Below are 22,509 nucleotides of genomic sequence, written 5' to 3'. Positions count from 1 at the left end.
CTGTTTGCTTGTAAATTTTGTGTATTTGCTATCTCTTTTTTTGTTTAGCTTGTTGCTCTTGAGCCTGTTTCATAGCAGCATCTATACGTTCTCTAAATTTACTGGTTTTTTTAGGCTTCTTTTTGTTTTCTTCTATTTGAGCAATGATTTTCTTTTCGTCTATTACATAGTTCTTTATGACTAACATAATTGCTATAGTTAACAAGTTAGAAATAAAGTAGTATAAACTTAAAGAACTAGCATAATTGTTAAAGAAAAATAGCATCATAATAGGAGAGAAGTATATCATATACTTCATCATTTTACTCATATCTGGCATTCCTTCTTGTGTTGGTGCCTGCATATTTGCCTGCTGACTTTGGTTCATTTTCATATAAAAGAAAATTGCAATAGATGCCAAAATAGGAAATAAACTTACATGGTCTCCATAAAAAGGAATCGTAAAAGGTAACTTAAAAATAGTATCATAAGAAGATAAGTCATTTGCCCACAAAAAGCTTTCTTGACGCAAATCTAAATTTGTAGGAAAAAACTTAAACAATGCAAAGAATATAGGCATTTGCAATAATGCAGGTATACAACCAGAAAGCATACTAACACCTGCTTTTCTTTGAATAGCCATTGTTTCTTGCTGGCGTTTCATTGCATTTTCTTTTCCAGGATATTTATCGTTTAAAGCAGTTAATTCTGGACGAATTACTTTCATCTTAGCACTTGATACATACGATTTGTAGACTAAGGGAGACATCAAAATACGAACTACTATAGTCATTAATATGATGATTAATCCATAGTTAGATAAAAAACCTTTTAGCATGTTAAATACAGGATAAAAAATAGTTCTGTTTAAAAAACCAAAAATACCCCAACCTAAATCTGCACTTTCGCCCAAATCTGAACCCTCAAAGGTTTTTAATAAATTATAATCGCTAGGGCCGTAAAACCACTTCATATTATAATTTAATTCTCCATTGGTTAAAGCTAGCGGAGTTTTTAATTCAAAGCGTTTGGTAAAAACAGTATCTATTTCCTCATCTTCTACTAAATTAATAGAAGCTATAGACGCATTGTCAAAAGGTTTGTCTGTTAATAAATTTGAAGTAAAAAAATGTTGTTTATAAGCTACCCAATCTACATCATTTAGAATTTCAGATTTATCGGCATTAATATAATCTACTTCATCATCGGCTTTATAATAAAAATAAGTGTACATTGTATTTTCAGTACGCAAACTTTTTTCATTTCTGTACCCAGTAAGTGTCCAATCTAAATTAATAGGATTGGAAGAATTGATAACGTTGCTTAATCCTTGAGAACGTACAGCAAAATCAACCATGTAATCATTAGGTTTCATTTCGTATCTGTATTCTAAAAATTGAGTATCAGAAACTTTTAGCTTCATAGATACTATTTGATTAGCACCGATTTTGGTTACAGTAGGTTCAAAAAATAAATCTTTTGTATTTAAAATTCTATTATCAGTAGTACCAAAGTTGATATTAAAAGAGGCATTATTATTCTTTATTAAATATAAAGGTAAAGAATCATACGTTTTATAATTCTTTACTTGTGCTTCAATAATTTGCCCTCCTTTATTGTTTATAACTAATCTTACTACTTCATTTTCTAAAACAGAAGTTCCGTTAGTTCCAACTATAGCACTTTGGGCAAAAGCACCTAATTTATTTTGTAAAGACACTAGTTTTAAAGAGTCATTTTCAAAAACTTGCGTATTCTCAATTTGTGTAGTAGTTGTATTTTGATTGGTTTTTACAGTTTGTTCTGTAGTTGTAACCGTTTCTTTAGGTTCTTCTGTTTGACTAGTATTCATCCACCAAAGTAAAATACCGCCTAATAACACCATTCCTATAAAGGAGTTGAGATCAAATTTTTTTTGTTCCATTTTTATATATTGTCAATTTGTCACGATATCAAAATTTTTTTTGATAAAAACCCGACAAATGTAGTGAAAAAGCAGTTTTAATATGTTTTTAACTGCTTTTGTTTGTTTGTATCTTAATAGTTCAATTTGTATTCCGTTTTTATTAAAAACAATTCAACAGAAAAAATTAAATTAAGTTTTAGAGTATTTTAGGGCTGCTTTTATAAAATCTACAAATAATGGATGCGGATTTAGCACCGTACTTTTATATTCTGGATGATATTGTACACCCACAAACCATGGATGAGAAGCAATTTCTACTACTTCTACCAAACCTGTTTTAGGGTTTTTACCAACGGCTTTCATACCCTCTTTTTCAATTTGTGCCAAATACGCATTGTTAAATTCATAACGATGTCTGTGACGTTCACTAATATTTTCAGATTTATATGCGGCATAGGCTTTAGAACCTTCTATTAATTGACAATCCCAAGCACCTAAACGCATAGTACCTCCTTTTTCGGTAACGTTTTCTTGACTCTCCATTAAATTAATTACAGGATTTCCTGCATCTTTTTTCATTTCAGTAGAAAATGCATCTTTTAAACCCAAAACATTTTTAGAAAATTCAATGACTGCCATTTGCATTCCTAAACAAATTCCAAAAAAAGGAATGTTACTTTCTCTTGCAAATTGAACTGCTTTTATTTTTCCGTCAATACCTCTATCACCAAAACCAGGAGCTACAAGAATACCATCTACGCCTTTTAATTTCTTAGCATAATTTTTGGTTGTTAAACTTTCAGAATGAACCCAACGTACATTTACCTTTGTTTCATTAGAAGAACCTGCGTGAATAAAGGCTTCTGTAATAGATTTGTAAGAATCTTTTAATTCTACATATTTCCCTATCAAAGCAATTTCTACCTCAGATGTAGGATTTTTATGTTTTGTTAAGAAATTATTCCATTCCTGTAATGCAGGTTTTACAGGTGATGATAAATTTAATTTTTTAAGAACTACAGCATCTAAACCTTCATCTAACATTAAATTTGGTACATCATAAATAGTTTCTGCATCTATAGATTGTATAACATCTTCTTTTTTTACATTACAAAACAAGGCTAGTTTACGCTTTATATCGTCAGAAATTTCATGTTCTGTTCTACATACTAAAATATCTGGGCTAACACCACTTTGCATTAGCATTTTTACAGAATGTTGTGTTGGTTTGGTTTTTAACTCGCCAGCGGCGGCTAAAAAAGGTACCAAAGTTAAATGAATAACAATAGCATTTTCTTCACCTTTTTCCCATAACATTTGTCTAACAGACTCTACGTAAGGCAAAGACTCTATATCTCCAACAGTTCCTCCAATTTCTGTGATAACAATATCATAATTACCAGTTTCACCTAAAAGTTGAATTCGTCTTTTAATTTCATCAGTAATGTGTGGAATAACTTGTACCGTTTTTCCTAAAAATTCACCTTTTCTTTCTTTATTAATTACAGATTGATAAATTCTACCAGTAGTAACATTGTTGGCTTGAGAAGTTGGAATGTTTAAATAGCGTTCATAGTGCCCTAAATCTAAATCAGTTTCGGCACCATCATCAGTAACATAACACTCTCCATGCTCATATGGATTTAATGTTCCTGGGTCTATATTAATGTATGGATCTAATTTTTGTATAGTTACAGAAAAGCCTCTTTGCTGTAACAACTTGGCTAAAGAAGCAGCTATAATTCCTTTTCCAAGTGATGATGTTACGCCTCCTGTTACAAAAACGTATTTCGTATTACTCATGGTAGTTTTAGGTTTGGGCAAAAGTACTAACTCTAGTTTTTATCACAAATAAAAAAGTAAAAAACATTGTAGTAAAATCATATTTTTGTGCTAAAAAAAATATTTTAATTTTTTTTAGAATAGTGTTTGCCATATATAAAAACAGTTGTATATTTGCCCACGCTTTTAACGAGGTAATTTTATCGTTAATACAAGAAAAAATTAAGAAGACTTTTAAAATATAGAGTAATGCCAAAAAGAACGTATCAACCATCGAAAAGAAAGAGAAGAAACAAACACGGTTTCAGAGAGAGAATGGCTTCTGCTAACGGTAGAAAGGTATTAGCTCGTAGAAGAGCAAAAGGAAGAAAAAAATTGTCTGTTTCATCTGAATCTAGACATAAAAAATAAATGATTAACAATTGTTAATATATTAGGTGTTACTTTTTTAAGTAACACCTTTTTTTATATCTAAGCACTAACTATTTTTACAAACTCATAAAATACAATTACTTACCATGCCAAAAAGAAAAGACCTCAATTCAATTTTAATTATAGGATCTGGACCAATTGTTATAGGTCAAGCCTGTGAATTTGATTATTCTGGATCACAATCTTTACGTTCTTTAAGGGAGGATGGAATTGAAACTATCTTAATCAACTCCAACCCAGCAACCATTATGACAGACCCTTCAATGGCAGATCATGTATATCTTTTGCCATTAACCACAAAGTCTATCATACAAATATTAAAAGAGCACCCACAAATAGATGCTGTATTGCCTACTATGGGAGGTCAAACAGCGTTAAACCTTTGTATTGAGGCAGATGATAAAGGCATTTGGAAAGATTTTAATGTAAAAATGATTGGGGTAGATATTAATGCAATTAATGTAACTGAAGATAGAGAGCAGTTTCGTGAATTGATGGGTAAGATAGATGTTCCTATGGCACCTCAAGCAACAGCAACATCTTTTTTAAAGGGTAAAGAAATTGCACAAGAATTTGGTTTTCCTTTGGTAATTCGTTCTTCTTACACTTTAGGTGGAGCAGGAGCTTCAATTGTATACAAACCAGAAGATTTTGACGATTTATTAAGCAGAGGTTTAGAAGCATCACCAATTCATGAAGTGATGATTGATAAAGCGATGATGGGATGGAAAGAATATGAGTTAGAGTTGTTAAGAGATAAAAATGATAATGTTGTTATTATTTGTTCTATTGAAAATATGGATCCTATGGGGATTCATACTGGTGACTCTATAACAGTGGCACCAGCAATGACACTTTCTGATACTACTTTTCAGAAAATGCGTGATATGGCTATTAAAATGATGCGTTCTATTGGCGATTTTGAAGGTGGCTGTAATGTACAATTTGCAGTTTCTCCTGATGAAAAAGAAGAAATTATTGCTATAGAAATAAATCCTCGTGTTTCTAGATCTTCTGCATTAGCTTCTAAAGCTACGGGTTACCCTATTGCAAAAGTGGCTACAAAACTAGCTATCGGGTATTCTTTAGACGAGTTAGAAAACGGAATTACAAAATCTACTTCTGCATTATTTGAGCCTACCTTAGATTATGTAATCGTAAAAATACCACGTTGGAATTTTGATAAATTTGAAGGTTCTGATAGAACATTAGGTTTACAAATGAAAGCGGTTGGAGAAGTGATGGGTATTGGGCGTTCTTTTCAAGAGGCATTACACAAAGCAACACAATCTTTAGAAATTAAAAGAAATGGTTTAGGTGCAGATGGTAAAGGATATACCAATTACAACCAAATTATAGAAAAATTAACCAATGCAAGTTGGGATAGGGTTTTTGCTATTTACGATGCTATTGCTATAGGAATTCCTTTGAGTAAAATATATGATATCACAAAAATAGACATGTGGTATTTAAAACAATATGAAGAACTGTTTCAATTAGAAAAAGAAATTTCAACGTTTACAATAAATAGTATTGACAGAGATTTATTGTTAGAAGCGAAGCAGAAAGGTTATGGAGACAGACAAATAGCACATATGCTAGATTGTTTAGAGAGTGAAGTATACAGCAAAAGAGAAGAATTAAAAATTCAACGTGTTTACAAATTGGTAGACACCTGTGCTGCAGAATTTACTGCAAAGACACCTTATTATTACTCTACTTTTGAAAGTGAAATAGAAACTGCATCAGGAGAAAGAGTAGTTGCTAATGAGAGTATAGTTACTGATAAGAAAAAAATAATTGTACTTGGTTCTGGACCAAACAGAATAGGACAAGGAATTGAGTTTGATTACTGTTGTGTTCATGGTGTTTTAGCAGCTGCGGAGTGTGGTTACGAAACCATTATGATTAACTGTAACCCAGAAACAGTTTCTACAGATTTTGATACAGCAGATAAATTATACTTTGAACCTGTTTTTTGGGAACACATTTATGATATTATCAGACATGAAAAACCAGAAGGAGTTATTGTGCAGTTGGGAGGACAAACAGCATTAAAACTTGCCGAAAAACTAACCAAATACGGTATTAAAATTATTGGAACTTCTTATGAAGCATTAGATATTGCAGAAGATAGAGGTAGGTTTTCTACATTGTTAAAAGAAAACAATATTCCTTATCCAGAATTTGGTGTTGCAGAAACTGCAGATGAAGCATTGGCTTTAGCAGACCAATTAGATTTCCCAATTTTAGTTAGACCTTCTTACGTTTTAGGAGGACAAGGAATGAAAATTGTTATCAATAAAGAAGAATTGGTGGCTCATGTTGTAGATTTATTACAAAAAATACCAAACAATAAATTACTTTTAGATCATTATTTGGATGGTGCAATAGAGGCAGAAGCTGATGCCATTTGTGATGCAGACGGAAATGTATACATTATTGGAATCATGGAGCATATAGAACCTTGTGGAATTCACTCAGGAGATTCTAATGCAACCTTACCTGCTTTTAATTTAGGTGATTTGGTAATGCAACAAATTATAGACCATACCAATACCATCGCTAGAGAGTTAAAGACAGTAGGCTTAATTAACATTCAATTTGCTATTAAAGATGATGTTGTTTACATCATTGAGGCAAATCCTAGAGCCTCTAGAACAGTTCCTTTTATTGCAAAAGCTTACAAAGAACCGTACGTAAATTATGCAACTAAAGTGATGTTAGGTGCTAAAAAAGTTACAGATTTTGATTTTAAACCACATTTAGATGGGTACGCAATTAAACAACCTGTATTCTCATTTAATAAATTTCCAAATGTAGATAAGAAGTTAGGACCAGAAATGAAATCTACAGGAGAAAGTATCTTATTTATTGATAGTTTAAAAGATGATGAATTTTATGATTTATATGCTCGTAGAAAAATGTATTTAAGTAAATAATCCACATACATTTAAATAAATAAAAAAAGCAGCCTATTCGGTTGCTTTTTTTATTTATAATATATTAAGTAGAATTATTTTTTAAACGTAATTTTAGAATTGCTACCTTCTAATAAAGGTAAATATTCATCTAAATTAAACGTACTACTTCTAAAACGAGAAGTTCTATTTTTGCCTTCTTTCTGCCTTACAATACTTCTTGCAAAACGCCTTACTTCTTCTTCATTTGTTAAAATAATTCCTGGTACAGGAACACTTTTTCCATTTTCGTCTTTAGCTACCATGGTAAAATAAGAAGAATTACAATGTTTGGTTTCACCTGTTCTAATATTTTCTGATATTACGCGTAAACCAACCACCATAGATGTTCTTCCTGTATAGTTTACAGAGGCTTTCATGGTTACCAATTCGCCTACCTCAATAGGATTTAAAAAATCGACTTTATTTACAGATGCGGTTACACAATAATTTCCAGAATGCTTAGACGCACAAGCAAAGGCAATTTGATCCATCAAATTTAATATATGTCCGCCATGTATTTTTCCACTAAAATTAGAATGAGAGGGTAGCATTAACTCAGTTATAGTTAACTGAGAATCTTTAATATGTTTAACATTTTTACTCATAATTTATGCATCATTTTCAACTTAAATTTTTCCTTTTTAAGTATGATTTTTCCTTTTTAGAAAGTTTTAATTTACAAATTGTGAATTTATAACTTTATTTATATCGTGTTACACAAATTGATAAATTAAATTGTTGTTATTTTAACAATAATATATAAAATATAATAACAATTTTGATGTAATTTTAAAAAATTAATTACGACTGTTCTATTTTTATTCAACTATTTTAAATCTATTCTTATGAAAAAACATTACATTTTTAAATTTGCTTTGCTATTAATCCCAGCATCAGCATTTACTTTACTTTCTTTTTCTAGCGGTATTGGTGGCTCAAGATCTGGTTCTCCTGGAGACGGAGGAGCTTCTTGTGTATCTTGTCATCAACCAGGAGCAACTTTTAATACATCAGCTATAATTACAACAAATATTCCTGAAGATGGTTATGATACCAATACAGATTATCAAATAACAATAAATACAACCTCCACAGCACCAGGTTATGGGTTTCAAGTAACTTCTGAGAGATTAGACAATAACGGAAAAGTGGGTACATTTATTGCAACTAGCGGAACAGCTGTTCAAAATGGAGGTAGTGCTTTGTCACATTCTCAAAGGTCTTCTACAGGAGATTGGACTTTTACGTGGAGATCTCCTGCTACAGATGTAGGTGATGTAAAGTTTTATGCCGCAATTAATGCTGTAAACAATGCTAACGGTAATAGAGGAGACGAAGTAATCACCATTTCTTCAGAATCTGTTAATGTTTTAGGAATCTCTGAAGCACAAAGATTAGATTTTGATTTGTTTCCAAATCCTGCTTCAGACCAATTAACAATTCAATTGCCTTCTGGATTAGAACAAGCTACGGTTCAATTTTTTGATTACGTAGGTAGGTTAGCTCTTACAAAAGAAATCTCTTTTGGAAATGAAGAAATTAACGTATCTAATTTAAACTCTGGTGTATATCTTTTAAGAGTTTTATCTGATGATAAAATTGGAAGTCAAAAATTTGTAAAGAATTAACGCCTTATATCTAAATAAATTAAAACCGATTGTAAACTTTGCAATCGGTTTTTTTTATGCTCTTTTTAAGTTAAATTTGCGTAACCTGAAATAAGACCTAAAATGAACTATATTTTATTTGATGGTGCTGTTAGAAACGCATTGTTACCATTTACGTATACAAAACCAGTTGCTGATATTAGAATAGGAATTTTGACCATTAGAGAAAAGTGGGAAAAGTACTTAAGTTTAACAACGACAACAATTACTGAAGAATATTTAGAAGAAAAATATCCGATGGTTGAAATGGCAGAAAACATTATGATTAATGCTTCTTTTTGCCCAACTCAAAAGCTAGTTGAGAAAGTAAAAGAATTATCTGAAAATGAAGCTATCTTTAAAGGAGATAATGTTATTGCTTTCTTTTCTAAAGATACTCAAGAGGAAATAGACTTTAATGAATACAAACATATTGAGTTTGATGATGAATTGATTCAGGTAAAAAATACATGGGATATTTTTTCATTAAATGCTAAAGCGATACAGCAAGATTTTGATTTATTAACAAAAGACAGAAAATCTCAACCTATACCAGAAGGAGTGCAATGTATAAACAAAGAAAATATTTTTATTGAAGAGGGTGCATCATTAACGTTTGCGACTCTTAATGCATCTTCAGGACCAATATATATTGGTAAAGATACAGAAATTATGGAGGGTTGTGTTGTTAGAGGTCCCTTAGCTATGTGCGAGCATTCTGTATTAAAATTGGGTACAAAAATCTACGGTGCCACAACGCTTGGGCCCTATTGTAAAGTAGGAGGAGAGGTTAATAATTCTGTTTTAATGGGGTATTCTAATAAAGGACATGATGGTTTTTTAGGGAATTCAGTATTGGGTGAGTGGTGTAATTTAGGTGCAGATACTAACAATTCTAACCTCAAAAATAATTATGCAGAAGTAAGACTTTGGGATTATGAATCTAAGCGTTTTGCAAAAACAGGACTGCAATTTTGTGGTTTAATGATGGGAGATCATTCTAAATGTGGAATTAATACTATGTTTAATACAGGAACAGTAGTTGGTGTTAGCGCCAATATTTTTGGAAGCGGCTTTCCAAGAAATTTTGTACCCTCATTTAGTTGGGGAGGTGCATCTGGTTTTTCTGAATACAAATTAAATAAAGTATTTGAGGTTGCAGAGGTAGTCATGCAACGTAGAAATATGGTATTTGATGCGCAAGAACAACGGATTTTAGAACATGTTTTTGAAGAAAGTAAATCATTTAGAAATTACTAATAAGCATCAACATCTATAATAAACCGAATAGGTCTAAAATCTTTAACAGCTTCAAAGGTGTTTTTAATTTTTTGTAGCTGTTTTTTTATGTTTGCTAAAGATTGCTTTGGTGGAATTTTTATAACCACATTTTTTATATATTGATTTCGTATTCTAGAAACAGCCGGTGCTGTTGGTCCTAAAACATTTTCTCCAAAAGAATTGTAAAGCGCTTTAAATAACCAATTAATTCCAACATCTACCTTGTTGTAATCTCTGTGTTTTAAGGTTATTTTAATAAGTCTATAATAAGGCGGGTATTTGTATTGCCATCTTTCTTGCAATTGTTCTTTATACATTTCTGTATAATTACTTGTAGAAACTTGTTGTAAAATTTGATGATAAGGATTGTATGTTTGTATGGCTACATTTCCTTGTTTTTTGCTTCTTCCTGCCCTTCCAGATACTTGTACCATCATTTGATAAGCTCTCTCATGAGCTCTAAAATCTGGGTAGTTAAGCATAGTGTCTGCATTTAAAATACCAACTAAAGAGACATTATCAAAATCTAACCCTTTAGAAAGCATTTGAGTACCAACCAAAATATCAATCTCTCTAGCTTCAAAAGCTCCTATGATTTTTTGGTATCCAAATTTTCCTCGAGTCGTATCCAAATCCATCCGTCCAATCTTATGGTTTGGATATAGTTCTTTCAATTCCAATTCTATTTGTTCTGTACCAAAACCTTTAGTATCTAAGGTATTGTTACCGCAAGCGGAACAAGAGTTTGGCATTGCTCTTTGGTAACTACAATAATGACAACGTAATTCTTGTTTGTATTTATGATAAGTTAAACTTACATCACAATTAGGACATTGAGGAGAAACACCACAAGTTTTACATTCTATTACTGGAGAATAACCCCTTCTGTTTTGAAATAAAATAATTTGTTCTTTTTCTTCTAATGCATCAGTTATTAGGCATAACATCGTATCAGAAAAACGACCAGTCATTTCTCTTTTTCTGTGTTTTTCTTTAATATCAATCAATTCAATTTTAGGTAGTTGCACATTACCATAACGTCTGTTTAAGGCAACAAAACCGTATTTTTTTTGTTGTGTATTGAAATAACTTTCTAAAGACGGAGTAGCAGAACCTAGTACAATTTTAGCATGATGCATTTTAGCCAGAACAATTGCAGCATCGCGAGCATTATATCTTGGAGAAGGCTCAAACTGTTTGTACGACGTTTCATGTTCTTCATCAACAACAATTAAACCCAAATTAGAGAAGGGAAGAAAAATAGAAGAACGTGCCCCTAAAATAATTTGTGCTTTTAATTTATTTTCTAAAACATTATTCCAAACCTCTACACGCTCATTCATAGAATATTTAGAGTGAAAAACAGAAATTTGATTCCCGAAATAGGATTCTAAACGAGTAATAATTTGAGTGGTTAACGCAATTTCAGGTAATAAAAACAATACTTGTTTACCATTATCTAAAACTTGTTGAATCAATTTGGTATAAACTTCTGTTTTTCCAGAACTTGTAATTCCATGTAACAATACAATGTCTTTTTCTTCAAAACTTTTATTAATTTCTGATAAAGCTTGCTCTTGAAACTCATTTAATTTTTTTAGTGTATTGGTTTCTCCTGAATATTGAATTCTATCTGTTTGGATATAATAAAATTCAAAAATATTTTTATCTACCAAAGATTTTAAAATAGCATAAGAAACATTGGCTTTTTCTTCTAAATCCTTTGCTTTTATAGGTTTTTTAGAAGTTGATAGTTGAAAGAATACCAATACAGCCTCTCTTTGTTTTTTAGCTCTAGAGAGTTGTTTTAAAAGAGTATTTAATCCTTTGTCTGAGGTGTAATTGGTATGCAAACGAACATATTTTACCAATTTGGGTTTGTACTGTTCGTAGATTTCTTCTTTAATGTAAATAGCAGATTTTTGAATCAGTTTATTTACAATAGGCATTACTTTTTTCTTCCCTAAAATATCAGCAATTTGATGAATGGTTAATTGAGATTGGTGTTGTAATGCTTCAAAAATTAAAAACTCATCATTGTCTAAAAGAGTTTCATCTGTAAAGGTTTCATTCTTATAAATAACAGTTTCACTTTCTAGCAAAAAAGCAGAAGGTAAAGAAGCTCTATATACATCGCCTAGAGCACAGATATAGTAGTTAGCTATCCATTGCCAGTGTTGCAATTGCAATTTATTTACCAAAGGTTGTTCATCTAGAATTTGAAAAATATCTTTGGCTTCATATAGCGTAGGAGCGGTATTATGAATATCTAAAACCAATCCAGTATAGATTTTACTTTTTCCAAAAGGAACAGCAACTCGCATCCCTTTTTGTAGGAAATTTGCTTCTTCTTCAGTAACATTATAAGTAAATGTTTTTTGAATTGGAATGGGTAGTATGACGTCTATAAAATGAATGGTTATTTTATTTTTAAATACTATCAAAACTACATAAAATTAATTATAGTTTTTTTAGAAATGTATAATTTTAAAAGAAGAAAACTTAATAAAAAAAGCCTCCAAATTTGGAGGCTTTTATATTTAGTCTAATTTCTTAGCATGCTTTACTTTCTGTTTGGTGAGTGCTATATCTATAACTTCTTTCATGTCTGTTACATAATGAAAAGTAAGTCCTTTGAGATAACTTTCTTTTATTTCTACAATATCTTTTCGGTTATCTTCACACAACATAATTTCTTTAATATTGGCTCTTTTAGCAGCTAATATTTTTTCTTTAATTCCGCCAACAGGCAGTACTTTACCACGTAGTGTAATTTCACCAGTCATTGCTATTTTGTTTTTTACTTTACGCTGTGTAAAAGAAGACACTAAAGAGGTTAGCATCGTTATTCCTGCACTTGGGCCATCTTTAGGCGTAGCACCTTCAGGAACGTGAATATGCACATCATATTTCTCTATAATTTCAGGTTTAATACCAAATTCTTCTGCATTTGATTTTATGAATTTCATGGCAATTGTTGCAGATTCTTTCATTACATTTCCTAGATTACCTGTAATAGAAAGATTTCCTTTTCCTTTAGATAAAATAGATTCTATAAATAAAATATCGCCACCAACTCTTGTCCAAGCTAAACCAGTTACTACACCAGCAACGCCATTGTTTTCATACTTGTCTCTATTTCTTGGTGTACCAAGAATCTCTTCTACTTTTTCAGTAGATAGTGTAATTTCATACTCTTCTTCTAGGGCAATAGATTTTGCAGCAAAACGCACTACTTTGGCAACTTGTTTTTCTAAACCACGAACTCCAGATTCTCTAGTATACCCCTCTACAATTTGTTCTATTTGCTTTTTTCCTAATTTTAAATCCTTAGAAGTTAAGCCATGTTCTTTAAGTTGTTTAGGTAATAGATGTCTTTTGGCTATTTCTACTTTTTCTTCAATGGTGTATCCTGTAACATTTATAATTTCCATACGATCACGTAAAGCCCAAGGAATTTGCCCTAGATTGTTGGCGGTTGCTATAAACAATACTTTAGATAAATCATAACCTACTTCTAAGTAGTTGTCATAAAAGGCTGTATTTTGCTCTGGATCTAACACTTCTAACATAGCAGAAGACGGGTCTCCTTGATGACTTTGCCCTAGTTTGTCTATTTCATCTAAAACAAAAACAGGGTTTGAAGTTTCTGCTTTTTTCAAATTTTGTATTAAACGCCCTGGCATTGCGCCTATATAGGTTTTTCTATGCCCTCTAATTTCTGCTTCATCACGCAGGCCGCCTAAAGACATTCTTACATACTTACGACCTAAAGCTTCTGCAACAGATTTCCCTAAAGAAGTTTTACCTACTCCTGGAGGACCATACAAACAGATAATTGGCGATTTCATATCGTTTCTTAGCTTTAAAACAGCCAAGTGTTCTATAATACGTTCTTTTACTTTTTCTAATCCAAAATGGTCTCTATCTAAAACTTTTTGAGCATTTTTTAGATCGAATTTATCTTCAGAATAAATACCCCAAGGCAATTCTAACAACAACTCTAAATAGCTTCTTTGCACACCATATTCTGCCATTTGAGGATTCATTCGTTTTAAACGATTCAACTCTTTTTCAAAGGTGTCTGCTACTTCTTTATTCCATTTCTTAGTTTTTGCCTTTTTGCGCATTTCTTCTAACTCTTGATCGTTAGAAGCGCCTCCTAATTCTTCTTGAATGGTTTTTAATTGTTGATGCAAATAATATTCACGTTGTTGCTGATCTAAATCTTCACGTGTTTTTGATTGAATATCGTTACGTAATTTTAGTTTTTGAAGTTCTTTATTAAGGTTTCTTAGCGTTAATAAAGCACGTTCTTTTAGGTTATCGGTTTCTAAAACATCTTGTTTTAAGGCAACACTTAAATCCATGTTTGAGGAGATAAAATTTACCAAAAAAGAATTAGATTGAATATTTTTAATAGCAAAGGAAGCCTCAGAAGGTAGCATTGGGTTTTCTTTAATAACTTCTAATGCAAGTTCCTTAATAGAATCTATAATAACGTCAAACTCTTTTTCATCTTCAATAAATTTATCTTCAAAAGCTTCTTTAACTGTTGCTTTTATATATGGTTTGTCTTGTACAATAGTATCTATTTCAAATCGCTTTTTACCTTGAATGATAACTGTTGTATTGCCATCTGGCATTTTCAAAACCCGTAAAATTTGCGCAACTACCCCTGTGGTATGTATATCTTTAAGCCCAGGTATTTCTACTTCTTCGTTTTTTTGTGCTACAACACCTAAAATTTTATCGCCTTTATTAGCATCTTTAATTAACTGGATAGATTTATCTCTTCCTGCAGTAATAGGAATAACAACACCAGGAAATAATACGGTATTTCTTAATGGTAAAATAGGTAATATTTCTGGTACACTTTCTTTGTTGATGATTTCTTCATCTTCTGGCGTCATTAACGGAATCAATTCTGAATCTTCATTCAACATACTATGAAGCGACAAATTGTCTATATGCATCACTTTTGGTTTGCTCATGGTTTGTATATCTGTCATACTGACATTGATTTTTGATAAGAATAAAATCAACAACAGTTTTATGTTTTTAAAATATTGATAATAAATAAGTTATATTTTAACTTGTTTATATACTTTTATATTAAGACAACTGTTGTGCCAAAGGAGAAAAATGTTTTGAAAAAGTTTACAAAGCAATCTTGCATTACTTATTAAGTTATGTTTAATAATGGTACTAATTCGTAAAAACATGTACACTATAAAGTTTTTAAACCACGTAAAAGTAACTCACAATAAAAAAGTTTACTTTTATTTCTGTAAACTGTCACAAATTAAAAACAACTTTGTCTCTAGTATAGAAACGTTTTATTGAAACCTAATCAACCACATATAACTAACCTTATAGAACGCTGCAAAAAATCAGATAAAAATGCGCAGTTAGACTTATATAAAGCTTATTACAAAGGCATGTATAATACAGCATATCGTATTTTAAAAGATGGTTTTGAAGCAGAAGATATTATGCAAGAAGCGTTTTTAACTGTATTTACAAAAGTAGATAGTTATAAGGGAGAAGTTACCTTTGGAGCGTGGATGAAAAGAATAGTAATCAATAAAAGTTTAACACAGTTAAAAAAGAATAATAGGTATAATGAAGTTAAAATGCAAGTGATTCCTAATGAAGATGAAGAAGAAGAAACCATTGATTATTCTGGATTAAAAGCTAGTAAAGTTTTAGAATGTTTACAAAGTTTAAAAGATAATTACAGAGTAATTTTAAATTTACACTTATTAGAAGGGTATGATTATGAGGAAATTGCACAAATTTTAGAATATTCTAATGAAAATGTAAGAACTACAATATCTAGAGCAAAAAAGAAATTAAAACAAGTTATACTTGATAATAAAATAGAAACACAAGCGTATGGAAGATAAATTACATCAATTTTTTTCTGAAAACGAATTTGATTTGCAAGAACCTCATTCTGGTCATTTTGAACGTTTTGAGCGTAAATTAAACCTGCCAAAAAGAACTCAAAAAACGTCATGGAAATGGTTGTCTGTGGCTGCTTCTGTAGTTTTAATCTTAGGGTTTTGGTTGGGCAGTAATCATCAGAAAAAACAACTTGAGTTGGCAGACATATCTCCAAAAATGGAAGAAGTTCAAAATTATTTTGTGTCTAGCATTCGTCAAGAATTAAAAACTTTAGAGAAAAACAGAAGTTTAGATACAGAAACAATAATAGAAAATGCTTTAGATCAATTAGAAGAATTGGAAGAAGAATACCAAACCTTTTTAAAAGAATTGACTAAAAATGGAAATCAAAGAAAATTAATTAGCGCAATGATTAAAAACTATCAAGAACGTTTAAATATTTTAGAGAGTACCTTACAACAGATAGAACAAATTAAAAATCCTAATCTTTTAAATAATGAAGTTTATATATAAAATTACACTCTTATTGTTACTTGTACCTCTAGTAACAGCTGCCAAAGTAGTTAAAAAGAAACACGAAAAAAGTAAAGTAATTAAGAAAGAGTTTGTTGTAAATACAGATGCTAAAGTTGCTTTAAACAATAGGTATGGAAATTTAAATATTACAACTTGGAATCAAAACAGGGTAGAAATTGAAGTTACCATTACCGTAAAAGGAAATGATATAGAGGACATTGAAGATAGATTATCTACTATAGATGTAGCTTTTAACGCATCTTCTTCTTTGATTGAAGCCAAAACAATTTTTGAGAAAAAAAACAACAATTGGTCTTGGTGGAAAAAGAATGATAATATCAATTATAAAATAAATTATGTAGTGAAAATGCCAAAATCTAATTCTGTAGATTTAGATAATGATTATGGTAGTATTTATTTAGACAATTTAGAGGGTAATGCAGATATTAGTTGTGATTATGGTAAAATTGATATTGGCGAATTGTCTGCAGAAAACAATAGAATAAAATTAGAATATTGCTCTACATCTTCTATTCGGTTTATGAAAAGTGGTGACATTAATGTAGATTATTCTAAAATTACACTAGATAAAACTCAAAAAGTTAGAGTAAATGCAGATTATTCTGCAGTACGATTAGGAGAGGCTAATAACGTAGATTTTAACTCAGATTATGGACCTATTAGTATACAAGAAGCAGAACGCGTTCATGGAAACTCAGATTATGCAAGCATGCGTTTTGGTGAGATTAAAGAAGAATTGATAATAGAGACAGATTACGGTTCTATTTCTGTAGATAAGTTAGCAAAAGGCTTTAAAAATGTTGATATAGACGGACAGTATGCAGGTATTAAAATAGGCGTAGAAAATGGTGCTGCTTTTAATTTTGAAATAAATTTACAATATGCAGGACTTAATAGAGGTAATGATCAGATTGAGTTTTTTAAGAAAATTTCTAAAAATACGTCAAAATATTATCAAGGAAAATATGGTAAAGGAAGCAGTAGTGCTAGATTAAAGATACGCTCTCAATACGGAGGAGTAAGCCTTAAAGAATATTAGAAACACTAACTAAAAACAAAATTATGACTAAAAAAACACTTTTCACAACTTTATTAATCACTTTAACTTTAACAATAAATGCACAAGATTGGTGGAATAATAAAAAAATAAAAGGAAACGGAAATTTAATTACAGTAAATAGAACAACTTTAGACTACAACAATATTGAGGTTGCTGGTTCTTTTCATGTTTTTTTAGTGAAAGGTAAAGAAGGTAAAATTACTATAGAAGGTGAAGAAAATATTATTGAATATCTAGAAACAGAAGTTTCTGGAAGTACTTTACAAATTAGATTTGAAAAAGGCATAAATGCCCAAACAACTAAAAAGTTGATAATAACTGTTCCGTTTCAAAGTTTAGAAAAAGTATCTTTAGGAGGTTCTGGAAAAATTAAAAGTACTGCTGTAATTAAAGCAAGCTACTTTAAAACTAATTTAGCAGGTTCTGGAGATATTGCATTAAAAGTTGATGCAGAAGAAGTTGCAAGTTCTATAGCAGGTTCTGGTAATATAAGTTTAGAAGGCAATACTAAACATCTAGTGTGTGCTATAGCAGGCTCTGGAGATGTAAAAGCGTATGATTTAAAAACAAAAGAATTAAGTGTAAAAATTACAGGTTCAGGTAGTATAAAAACGCACGTTACTTCTATGATAAAAGCTAAAATTGTTGGTTCAGGTAGTGTTTATTATAAAGGAAATCCGTCTAAAATAGATAGTAAATCTGTAGGGTCTGGAGATATTATAGATAAAAATTAGCTATTACCACCAAACTAAAAACACTTTTATAATCTCACCATTTTGTTGTTTAATCCAACAAAGAGGAGCATATTTTTTTTGATAGTATTCTTGTAATAAAACGCTAAAAACTTCAAAATTAATCCAATCTACTTTTTGGTGAGGTATTACAATCCAGTCTTTTTTATTCGGAATAAAAAACTTACAATTTTTAAATATTTCTAATTCATTTTTTTTGATATAAAATCCGCAAACACAAGCATTATTAAGATTTGTTAATTGAATTTTTTCTTGTAAAGGAATGAACAATTGCGCTTTAAAATAAACTTGCTGCTCAAGGTTTGAAACTGATAAATTAATAGTATTTATATAATTTTTACATTCGGTAGAATAGAGTAGTGGTAATTGTTTTTCTTTTAGTTTGGTTAGTTTTTCTAGTAAAGAATCTTTTCTATTAGGGCCAATAAAATGCTCAATTTCAGTACCTCCAACAGAAGAATCGTATAAGTAAAATTTATACACAATTTCTAGATGAATAATTTTTGTTTCTTTTTGCAGGATACAATCTAATTCGCCCAAGGTTCTTTTTTCTTGTTGAATTTGAACATTTTCACAAAGAATTTTTATTGATTTTTCTTGGGCTAATTGAAATGAAACCAAACGTTCTATATATTTCCCCAAACGAAGTTTTTCATTGATTTCTACTTGTATTTTAGTTATTTTTGGTACAATAAAAAACTGTTTTAAATCAAATACAGTCTTATCTTTCCACAAACTATTGGTTTGTAAAAAGCCTTCATATCTTTTTTGAAGTACCTTGTTTTTTGAATACATTATAAGATCTAAGTTACAAATCTATTTTGTAATTTCACGTTCAAAATTTAGAATCATGCAGATTAATAAAACTACGTTTCAATTTTTAAAAGATTTACAGAAAAACAACAATAGAGATTGGTTTACAGACCATAAACCCGCTTATCAAAAAGCACAACAAAATGCTAAAGAAGTTTTTGCTGTAATTCACAATAAATTACAAATGCATGATGAAATTGAAAAGTCTAAAATGATGCGTATTTACAGAGATGTTCGGTTTTCTAAAGATAAAACACCTTATAAAGCTCATTTTGCAAATTCTTATTCTAGACTGGGAAAAGAACTTAGAGGAGGCTATTTTTTAAGAATCAGACCTGGAGAGTCTTTTGTTGCAGGTGGTTTTTGGGAACCCAATAAAGAAGATCTATTTCGTATTCGTAAAGAAATAGAAATGGATGCTTCAGAAATTAAAGATATTTTAAACGAGTCTAACTATAAAAGACATTTTGGAGGAAAATTTGAAAGTTTTGGCGAGTTAAAAACGGCTCCTAGAGGATTTGATAAAGAACACCCAGATGTAAATTTATTACGTAAAAAAGGATTTATAGCAGTAAAAAACTTTACAGATAAAGAAGTTTTATCAGCAGATTTTACAGAACAGGTAGATCAAAGTTTTAGAGCTTTACGTCCTTTCTTTAACTTATTTAGTGATATTTTAACGACCAACTTAAACGGAGAATCTATAATTTAATGGGCACAATCTTTACGCTAACCCTAAAAGTATCTTCTAAAGATATAGATACCTTAAACCATGTAAATAATTTAGTCTACGTAAAATGGATGGACAAAATAGCAACAGAACACTGGGCATATTTGACTAAAGATAACCCTTTACCACAATATGTTTGGGTGGTAATGAGACATGAAATAGATTATCTAAAACAAGCTTTTTTAGGTGATAAAATAAGGGTTAAAACTTGGGTTGGTGAAACAAGAGGAATTACTTCTGTACGATTTATGGAATTTTATAAAAATGAAGATATATTGGTAAAAGCAAAAACTACTTGGGTAATGTTAGATGCCAAAACTCATAAGCCAACAAGAATACGAGAAAACGTTTTAAAAGTATTGCAACCTCTTAAATAAAAGTATCTTTGCACAAAATTTAGATACAAATGGCTACTTTTTCTGCTTTAGGAATTCGTAAAGAATATATAAAATCAATTAAAGAAATCGGAATTTCTAACCCAACTGAAATTCAAGAAAAAACAATACCAACACTATTAAAATCTAGAACAGATTTTATTGGTTTAGCGCAAACAGGTACTGGAAAAACAGCTGCTTTTGGATTGCCTTTATTACATCAAATAGATGAGAGTAAACCAGATATTCAGGCCTTAATTTTATCACCAACAAGAGAGTTGGTACAACAGATAAAAAAACAGTTATTTAAATTTACAAAATACAATGATGACAAAATTTTTTTAGAAGCCGTTTTTGGTGGAGAAAAGATAGATCGTCAAATGAATAACCTTAAAAGAACTACTCATGTTGTTATTGCAACTCCAGGGCGACTTATAGATTTAATAGAAAGAGGAGCTGTAGATATCAGTCACGTAAAAACTGTTGTTTTAGATGAAGCTGATGAAATGTTGAGCATGGGTTTTAAACAAGATTTAAACAGAATTTTAAAGTTTACCACTAAGTCTGATAGAAAAACGTGGTTGTTTTCTGCAACAATGCCAGATGAAATTAAACGTATTGTAAAAACCTATATGGATGCAAATGCACCTAGAGTAGAAATTAATAAAAGTACTTTGGTAAATGCAAATATTAGGCATCAATTTACAAGAACAACATTAAAAGAAAAAACAGCCAATATTGTTACGTTCTTAGAAAAAAGAAACGAACAAAGAGGTATTATTTTTTGTAGAACTAAGGCGGGAGCTCAAAATTTAGCAGCACAGTTAATAGAAGAAGGTTTTTCTACAGCTGCTTTAGAAGGAGATATGCAGCAAAAGGAACGAGATAAAGTAATGCGTGCTTTTAAAAATGAAAGCTTACAATATTTAATTTCTACAGATGTTTCTGCTCGTGGAATAGATGTTAAAGGCCTAGAGTTTGTTATTCATCATCAATTACCAGAAAAAAATGAATATTATACCCACAGAAGTGGTAGAACAGCTAGAGCTGGAAAAACAGGAACATCTATAGCTTTTGTGCTACCATCAGAAATAGAGAAAATTCATCAACTTCAAAAAGAATTGAACATTACGTTTACAGAAGTTACTGTTTAAATGAATCTTATTTACATATTAGACATACTAGGTACGTTTGCATTTGCAATTAGTGGTGCTTTGGTTGCTGCTGATAAGAAACTAGATTTATTTGGTGTGGTTATTATTGCTTTTGTAACTGCAGTAGGAGGAGGGATGTTACGTGATATTTTAATTAACGCACACCCTATTAATTGGATTGGAGATTTAAATTATTTGTACACTATTTTTGCTGCCGTAGTTACCACTTTTTTGTTTAGAAGTAAGATATCTCCGTTAAGTAAAACTTTATTTTTGTTTGATACCGTTGGTTTAGGTGTTTTTACTCTATTAGGACTGCAAAAAGGATTGTCTTTTAATTTACACCCGATTGTTGCGTTAATTATGGGGATGATTTCAGCTGTTTTTGGTGGTGTTTTAAGAGATGTATTAACCAATAAAGTGCCACTAATTTTTCAAAAGGAAATATATGCTTCTGCGTGTTTATTAGGCGGAATTACATATTTGGTTTTACGTCAATTTTTATTTTCAGATAATTTAATTTTTGTTATTTCTGCTTCTGTAATTGTAATTATTAGGGTTGTTGCGGTTACATTTAACTTACAATTACCTAAAATTAAAGATGATTTGTTTGGTGATTCTCAATAATATAATTTAGCTTTTAACTAGAATTCATTAGTCTTAGTTATGGTTTTTCTTTACAAAAACCTATCTGATCAAAATAAATTTCTACACAAAACTTACACTATTTAAGAACCCCTTTTTCAATGTTATTGTTAGCAAACCAAACTAAAAAAACACTTATACTTACGGTAACTAAAGGTTGTATAATACTTGAAACTCCAAAAGCTTCTATAGCATTAGTCATAAAAATATTATAAATAAGCTGTACTAAAACGCCTAACAGTGAAATTAGAAACACCATTTTTGCTATTTTTTTTCTAAATAAAAGCAAAACAGCACCTAAAACACCAAACCAAACTGCAATTGCAAAAGCAGCTGTAGCCCAAATAGGTGTATTTTCTAGGATAGTCAATTGATCTTCTGGAATCATTTTTTTCATTTCATCTGTCATTAAGGCTTGTCCTAAATAAGCTCCAACACCCATTAAGTTCCATAATAATGCAATTACACTTATTACCCAAAAAGAAGTTGTAGTTTTAATTGATGTATTCATTGTAATAGTTTTTAAGGTTGATTTTTTAAATATA

19 protein-coding genes are annotated in these 22,509 nt (G+C 30.5%); 12 read left to right on the top strand and 7 right to left on the bottom strand.

All coding sequences use genetic code 11. From position 1 onward, the window contains the following. Nucleotides 1–28 precede the first annotated feature (28 nt). Complete coding sequence (yidC, locus tag DUT90_RS07905) at nt 29–1,903, bottom strand: membrane protein insertase YidC (RefSeq protein WP_114426619.1); 1,875 nt, start codon at nt 1,901–1,903, stop codon at nt 29–31. A 171-nt stretch (nt 1,904–2,074) separates the two neighbouring features. Beyond that, a complete protein-coding gene (locus DUT90_RS07900) occupies nt 2,075–3,688 on the bottom strand; it encodes a CTP synthase (RefSeq protein ID WP_114426874.1) in 1,614 nt (537 codons plus the stop codon). A 228-nt stretch (nt 3,689–3,916) separates the two neighbouring features. Here DUT90_RS07900 and rpmH point away from each other — a divergent pair, with 228 nt between their 5' ends. Both rpmH and carB read left to right on the top strand, forming a co-directional pair. After that, nucleotides 3,917–4,078 carry a 50S ribosomal protein L34 gene (gene rpmH / locus DUT90_RS07890; RefSeq protein ID WP_114426617.1) on the top strand — a complete coding sequence of 54 codons (162 nt, stop codon included), beginning with the start codon at nt 3,917–3,919 and terminating at the stop codon, nt 4,076–4,078. Nucleotides 4,079–4,185: 107 nt separating this feature from the next. Then, nucleotides 4,186–7,041 (top strand): carbamoyl-phosphate synthase large subunit, encoded by a 2,856-nt coding sequence (carB, locus tag DUT90_RS07885; protein WP_114426616.1) that lies wholly within the window; start codon nt 4,186–4,188, stop codon nt 7,039–7,041. 74 nt (nt 7,042–7,115) lie between these two features. On the opposite strand, the gene DUT90_RS07880 is transcribed toward carB, so the two are convergent. Then, on the bottom strand, nt 7,116–7,667 hold the full coding sequence (locus DUT90_RS07880) for an acyl-CoA thioesterase (RefSeq protein ID WP_114426615.1): 552 nt from the start codon (nt 7,665–7,667) through the stop codon (nt 7,116–7,118). Nucleotides 7,668–7,907: 240 nt separating this feature from the next. Between DUT90_RS07880 and DUT90_RS07875 the strand changes: the two genes are divergently transcribed. Both DUT90_RS07875 and DUT90_RS07870 read left to right on the top strand, forming a co-directional pair. Continuing rightward, complete coding sequence (locus DUT90_RS07875) at nt 7,908–8,690, top strand: choice-of-anchor V domain-containing protein (RefSeq protein ID WP_114426614.1); 783 nt, start codon at nt 7,908–7,910, stop codon at nt 8,688–8,690. A 102-nt stretch (nt 8,691–8,792) separates the two neighbouring features. Then, nucleotides 8,793–9,968 carry a GlmU family protein gene (locus DUT90_RS07870; RefSeq protein ID WP_114426613.1) on the top strand — a complete coding sequence of 392 codons (1,176 nt, stop codon included), beginning with the start codon at nt 8,793–8,795 and terminating at the stop codon, nt 9,966–9,968. Here DUT90_RS07870 and priA read toward each other — a convergent pair. Beyond that, nucleotides 9,965–12,433 carry a primosomal protein N' gene (priA, locus tag DUT90_RS07865; RefSeq protein ID WP_258848524.1) on the bottom strand — a complete coding sequence of 823 codons (2,469 nt, stop codon included), beginning with the start codon at nt 12,431–12,433 and terminating at the stop codon, nt 9,965–9,967. The genes DUT90_RS07870 and priA overlap by 4 nt on opposite strands. Before the next feature lie 96 nt (nt 12,434–12,529). Further along, nucleotides 12,530–15,001, bottom strand: a complete 2,472-nt coding sequence (lon, locus tag DUT90_RS07860) for an endopeptidase La (protein WP_114426612.1) — start codon at nt 14,999–15,001, stop codon at nt 12,530–12,532. A 330-nt stretch (nt 15,002–15,331) separates the two neighbouring features. Here lon and DUT90_RS07855 point away from each other — a divergent pair, with 330 nt between their 5' ends. Genes DUT90_RS07855 through DUT90_RS07840 form a run of 4 tightly spaced genes read left to right on the top strand, consistent with a single transcriptional unit; the run spans nt 15,332 to nt 18,230 of the window. Then, a complete protein-coding gene (locus DUT90_RS07855; RefSeq protein ID WP_114426611.1) occupies nt 15,332–15,898 on the top strand; it encodes an RNA polymerase sigma factor in 567 nt (188 codons plus the stop codon). Continuing rightward, nucleotides 15,888–16,412 (top strand): hypothetical protein, encoded by a 525-nt coding sequence (locus DUT90_RS07850; RefSeq protein WP_114426610.1) that lies wholly within the window; start codon nt 15,888–15,890, stop codon nt 16,410–16,412. The genes DUT90_RS07855 and DUT90_RS07850 overlap by 11 nt, the downstream gene beginning before the upstream one ends. Then, the gene (locus tag DUT90_RS07845; RefSeq protein ID WP_114426609.1) at nt 16,396–17,475 is read left to right on the top strand and encodes a hypothetical protein; all 1,080 of its coding nucleotides are present in this window, start codon (nt 16,396–16,398) and stop codon (nt 17,473–17,475) included. Before DUT90_RS07850 ends, DUT90_RS07845 begins: the two co-directional genes overlap by 17 nt. A gap of 23 nt (nt 17,476–17,498) precedes the next feature. Then, complete coding sequence (locus DUT90_RS07840; RefSeq protein WP_114426608.1) at nt 17,499–18,230, top strand: head GIN domain-containing protein; 732 nt, start codon at nt 17,499–17,501, stop codon at nt 18,228–18,230. Nucleotides 18,231–18,233: 3 nt separating this feature from the next. Here the strand turns inward: DUT90_RS07840 and DUT90_RS07835 are convergent, their stop codons facing one another. Next, nucleotides 18,234–19,043, bottom strand: coding sequence for a DUF1853 family protein (locus DUT90_RS07835; RefSeq protein ID WP_114426607.1), 810 nt, complete (start codon nt 19,041–19,043; stop codon nt 18,234–18,236). 55 nt (nt 19,044–19,098) lie between these two features. On the opposite strand from DUT90_RS07835, the gene DUT90_RS07830 reads away from it, so the two are divergent. The 4 genes from DUT90_RS07830 to DUT90_RS07815 are packed head-to-tail and all read left to right on the top strand — an operon-like array spanning nt 19,099 to nt 21,946. Next, nucleotides 19,099–19,773 (top strand): DUF2461 domain-containing protein, encoded by a 675-nt coding sequence (locus DUT90_RS07830; RefSeq protein WP_114426872.1) that lies wholly within the window; start codon nt 19,099–19,101, stop codon nt 19,771–19,773. After that, nucleotides 19,773–20,168 (top strand): thioesterase family protein, encoded by a 396-nt coding sequence (locus tag DUT90_RS07825; protein WP_114426606.1) that lies wholly within the window; start codon nt 19,773–19,775, stop codon nt 20,166–20,168. The genes DUT90_RS07830 and DUT90_RS07825 overlap by 1 nt, the downstream gene beginning before the upstream one ends. Nucleotides 20,169–20,197: 29 nt before the next feature. Next, nucleotides 20,198–21,319 carry a DEAD/DEAH box helicase gene (locus DUT90_RS07820; protein ID WP_114426605.1) on the top strand — a complete coding sequence of 374 codons (1,122 nt, stop codon included), beginning with the start codon at nt 20,198–20,200 and terminating at the stop codon, nt 21,317–21,319. After that, nucleotides 21,320–21,946, top strand: a complete 627-nt coding sequence (locus tag DUT90_RS07815; RefSeq protein ID WP_114426604.1) for a trimeric intracellular cation channel family protein — start codon at nt 21,320–21,322, stop codon at nt 21,944–21,946. A gap of 97 nt (nt 21,947–22,043) precedes the next feature. Here DUT90_RS07815 and DUT90_RS07810 read toward each other — a convergent pair whose 3' ends face one another. After that, a complete protein-coding gene (locus DUT90_RS07810) occupies nt 22,044–22,475 on the bottom strand; it encodes a hypothetical protein (RefSeq protein WP_114426603.1) in 432 nt (143 codons plus the stop codon). Nucleotides 22,476–22,509 lie beyond the last annotated feature (34 nt).

The sequence above is a fragment of the Polaribacter sp. WD7 genome (assembly GCF_003335085.1).
In the GTDB taxonomy this organism is placed as follows: Bacteria; Bacteroidota; Bacteroidia; order Flavobacteriales; family Flavobacteriaceae; genus Polaribacter.
Note: the sequence above shows the minus strand (reverse complement) of the source record. Positions and strands in the feature narration are given on the sequence as shown.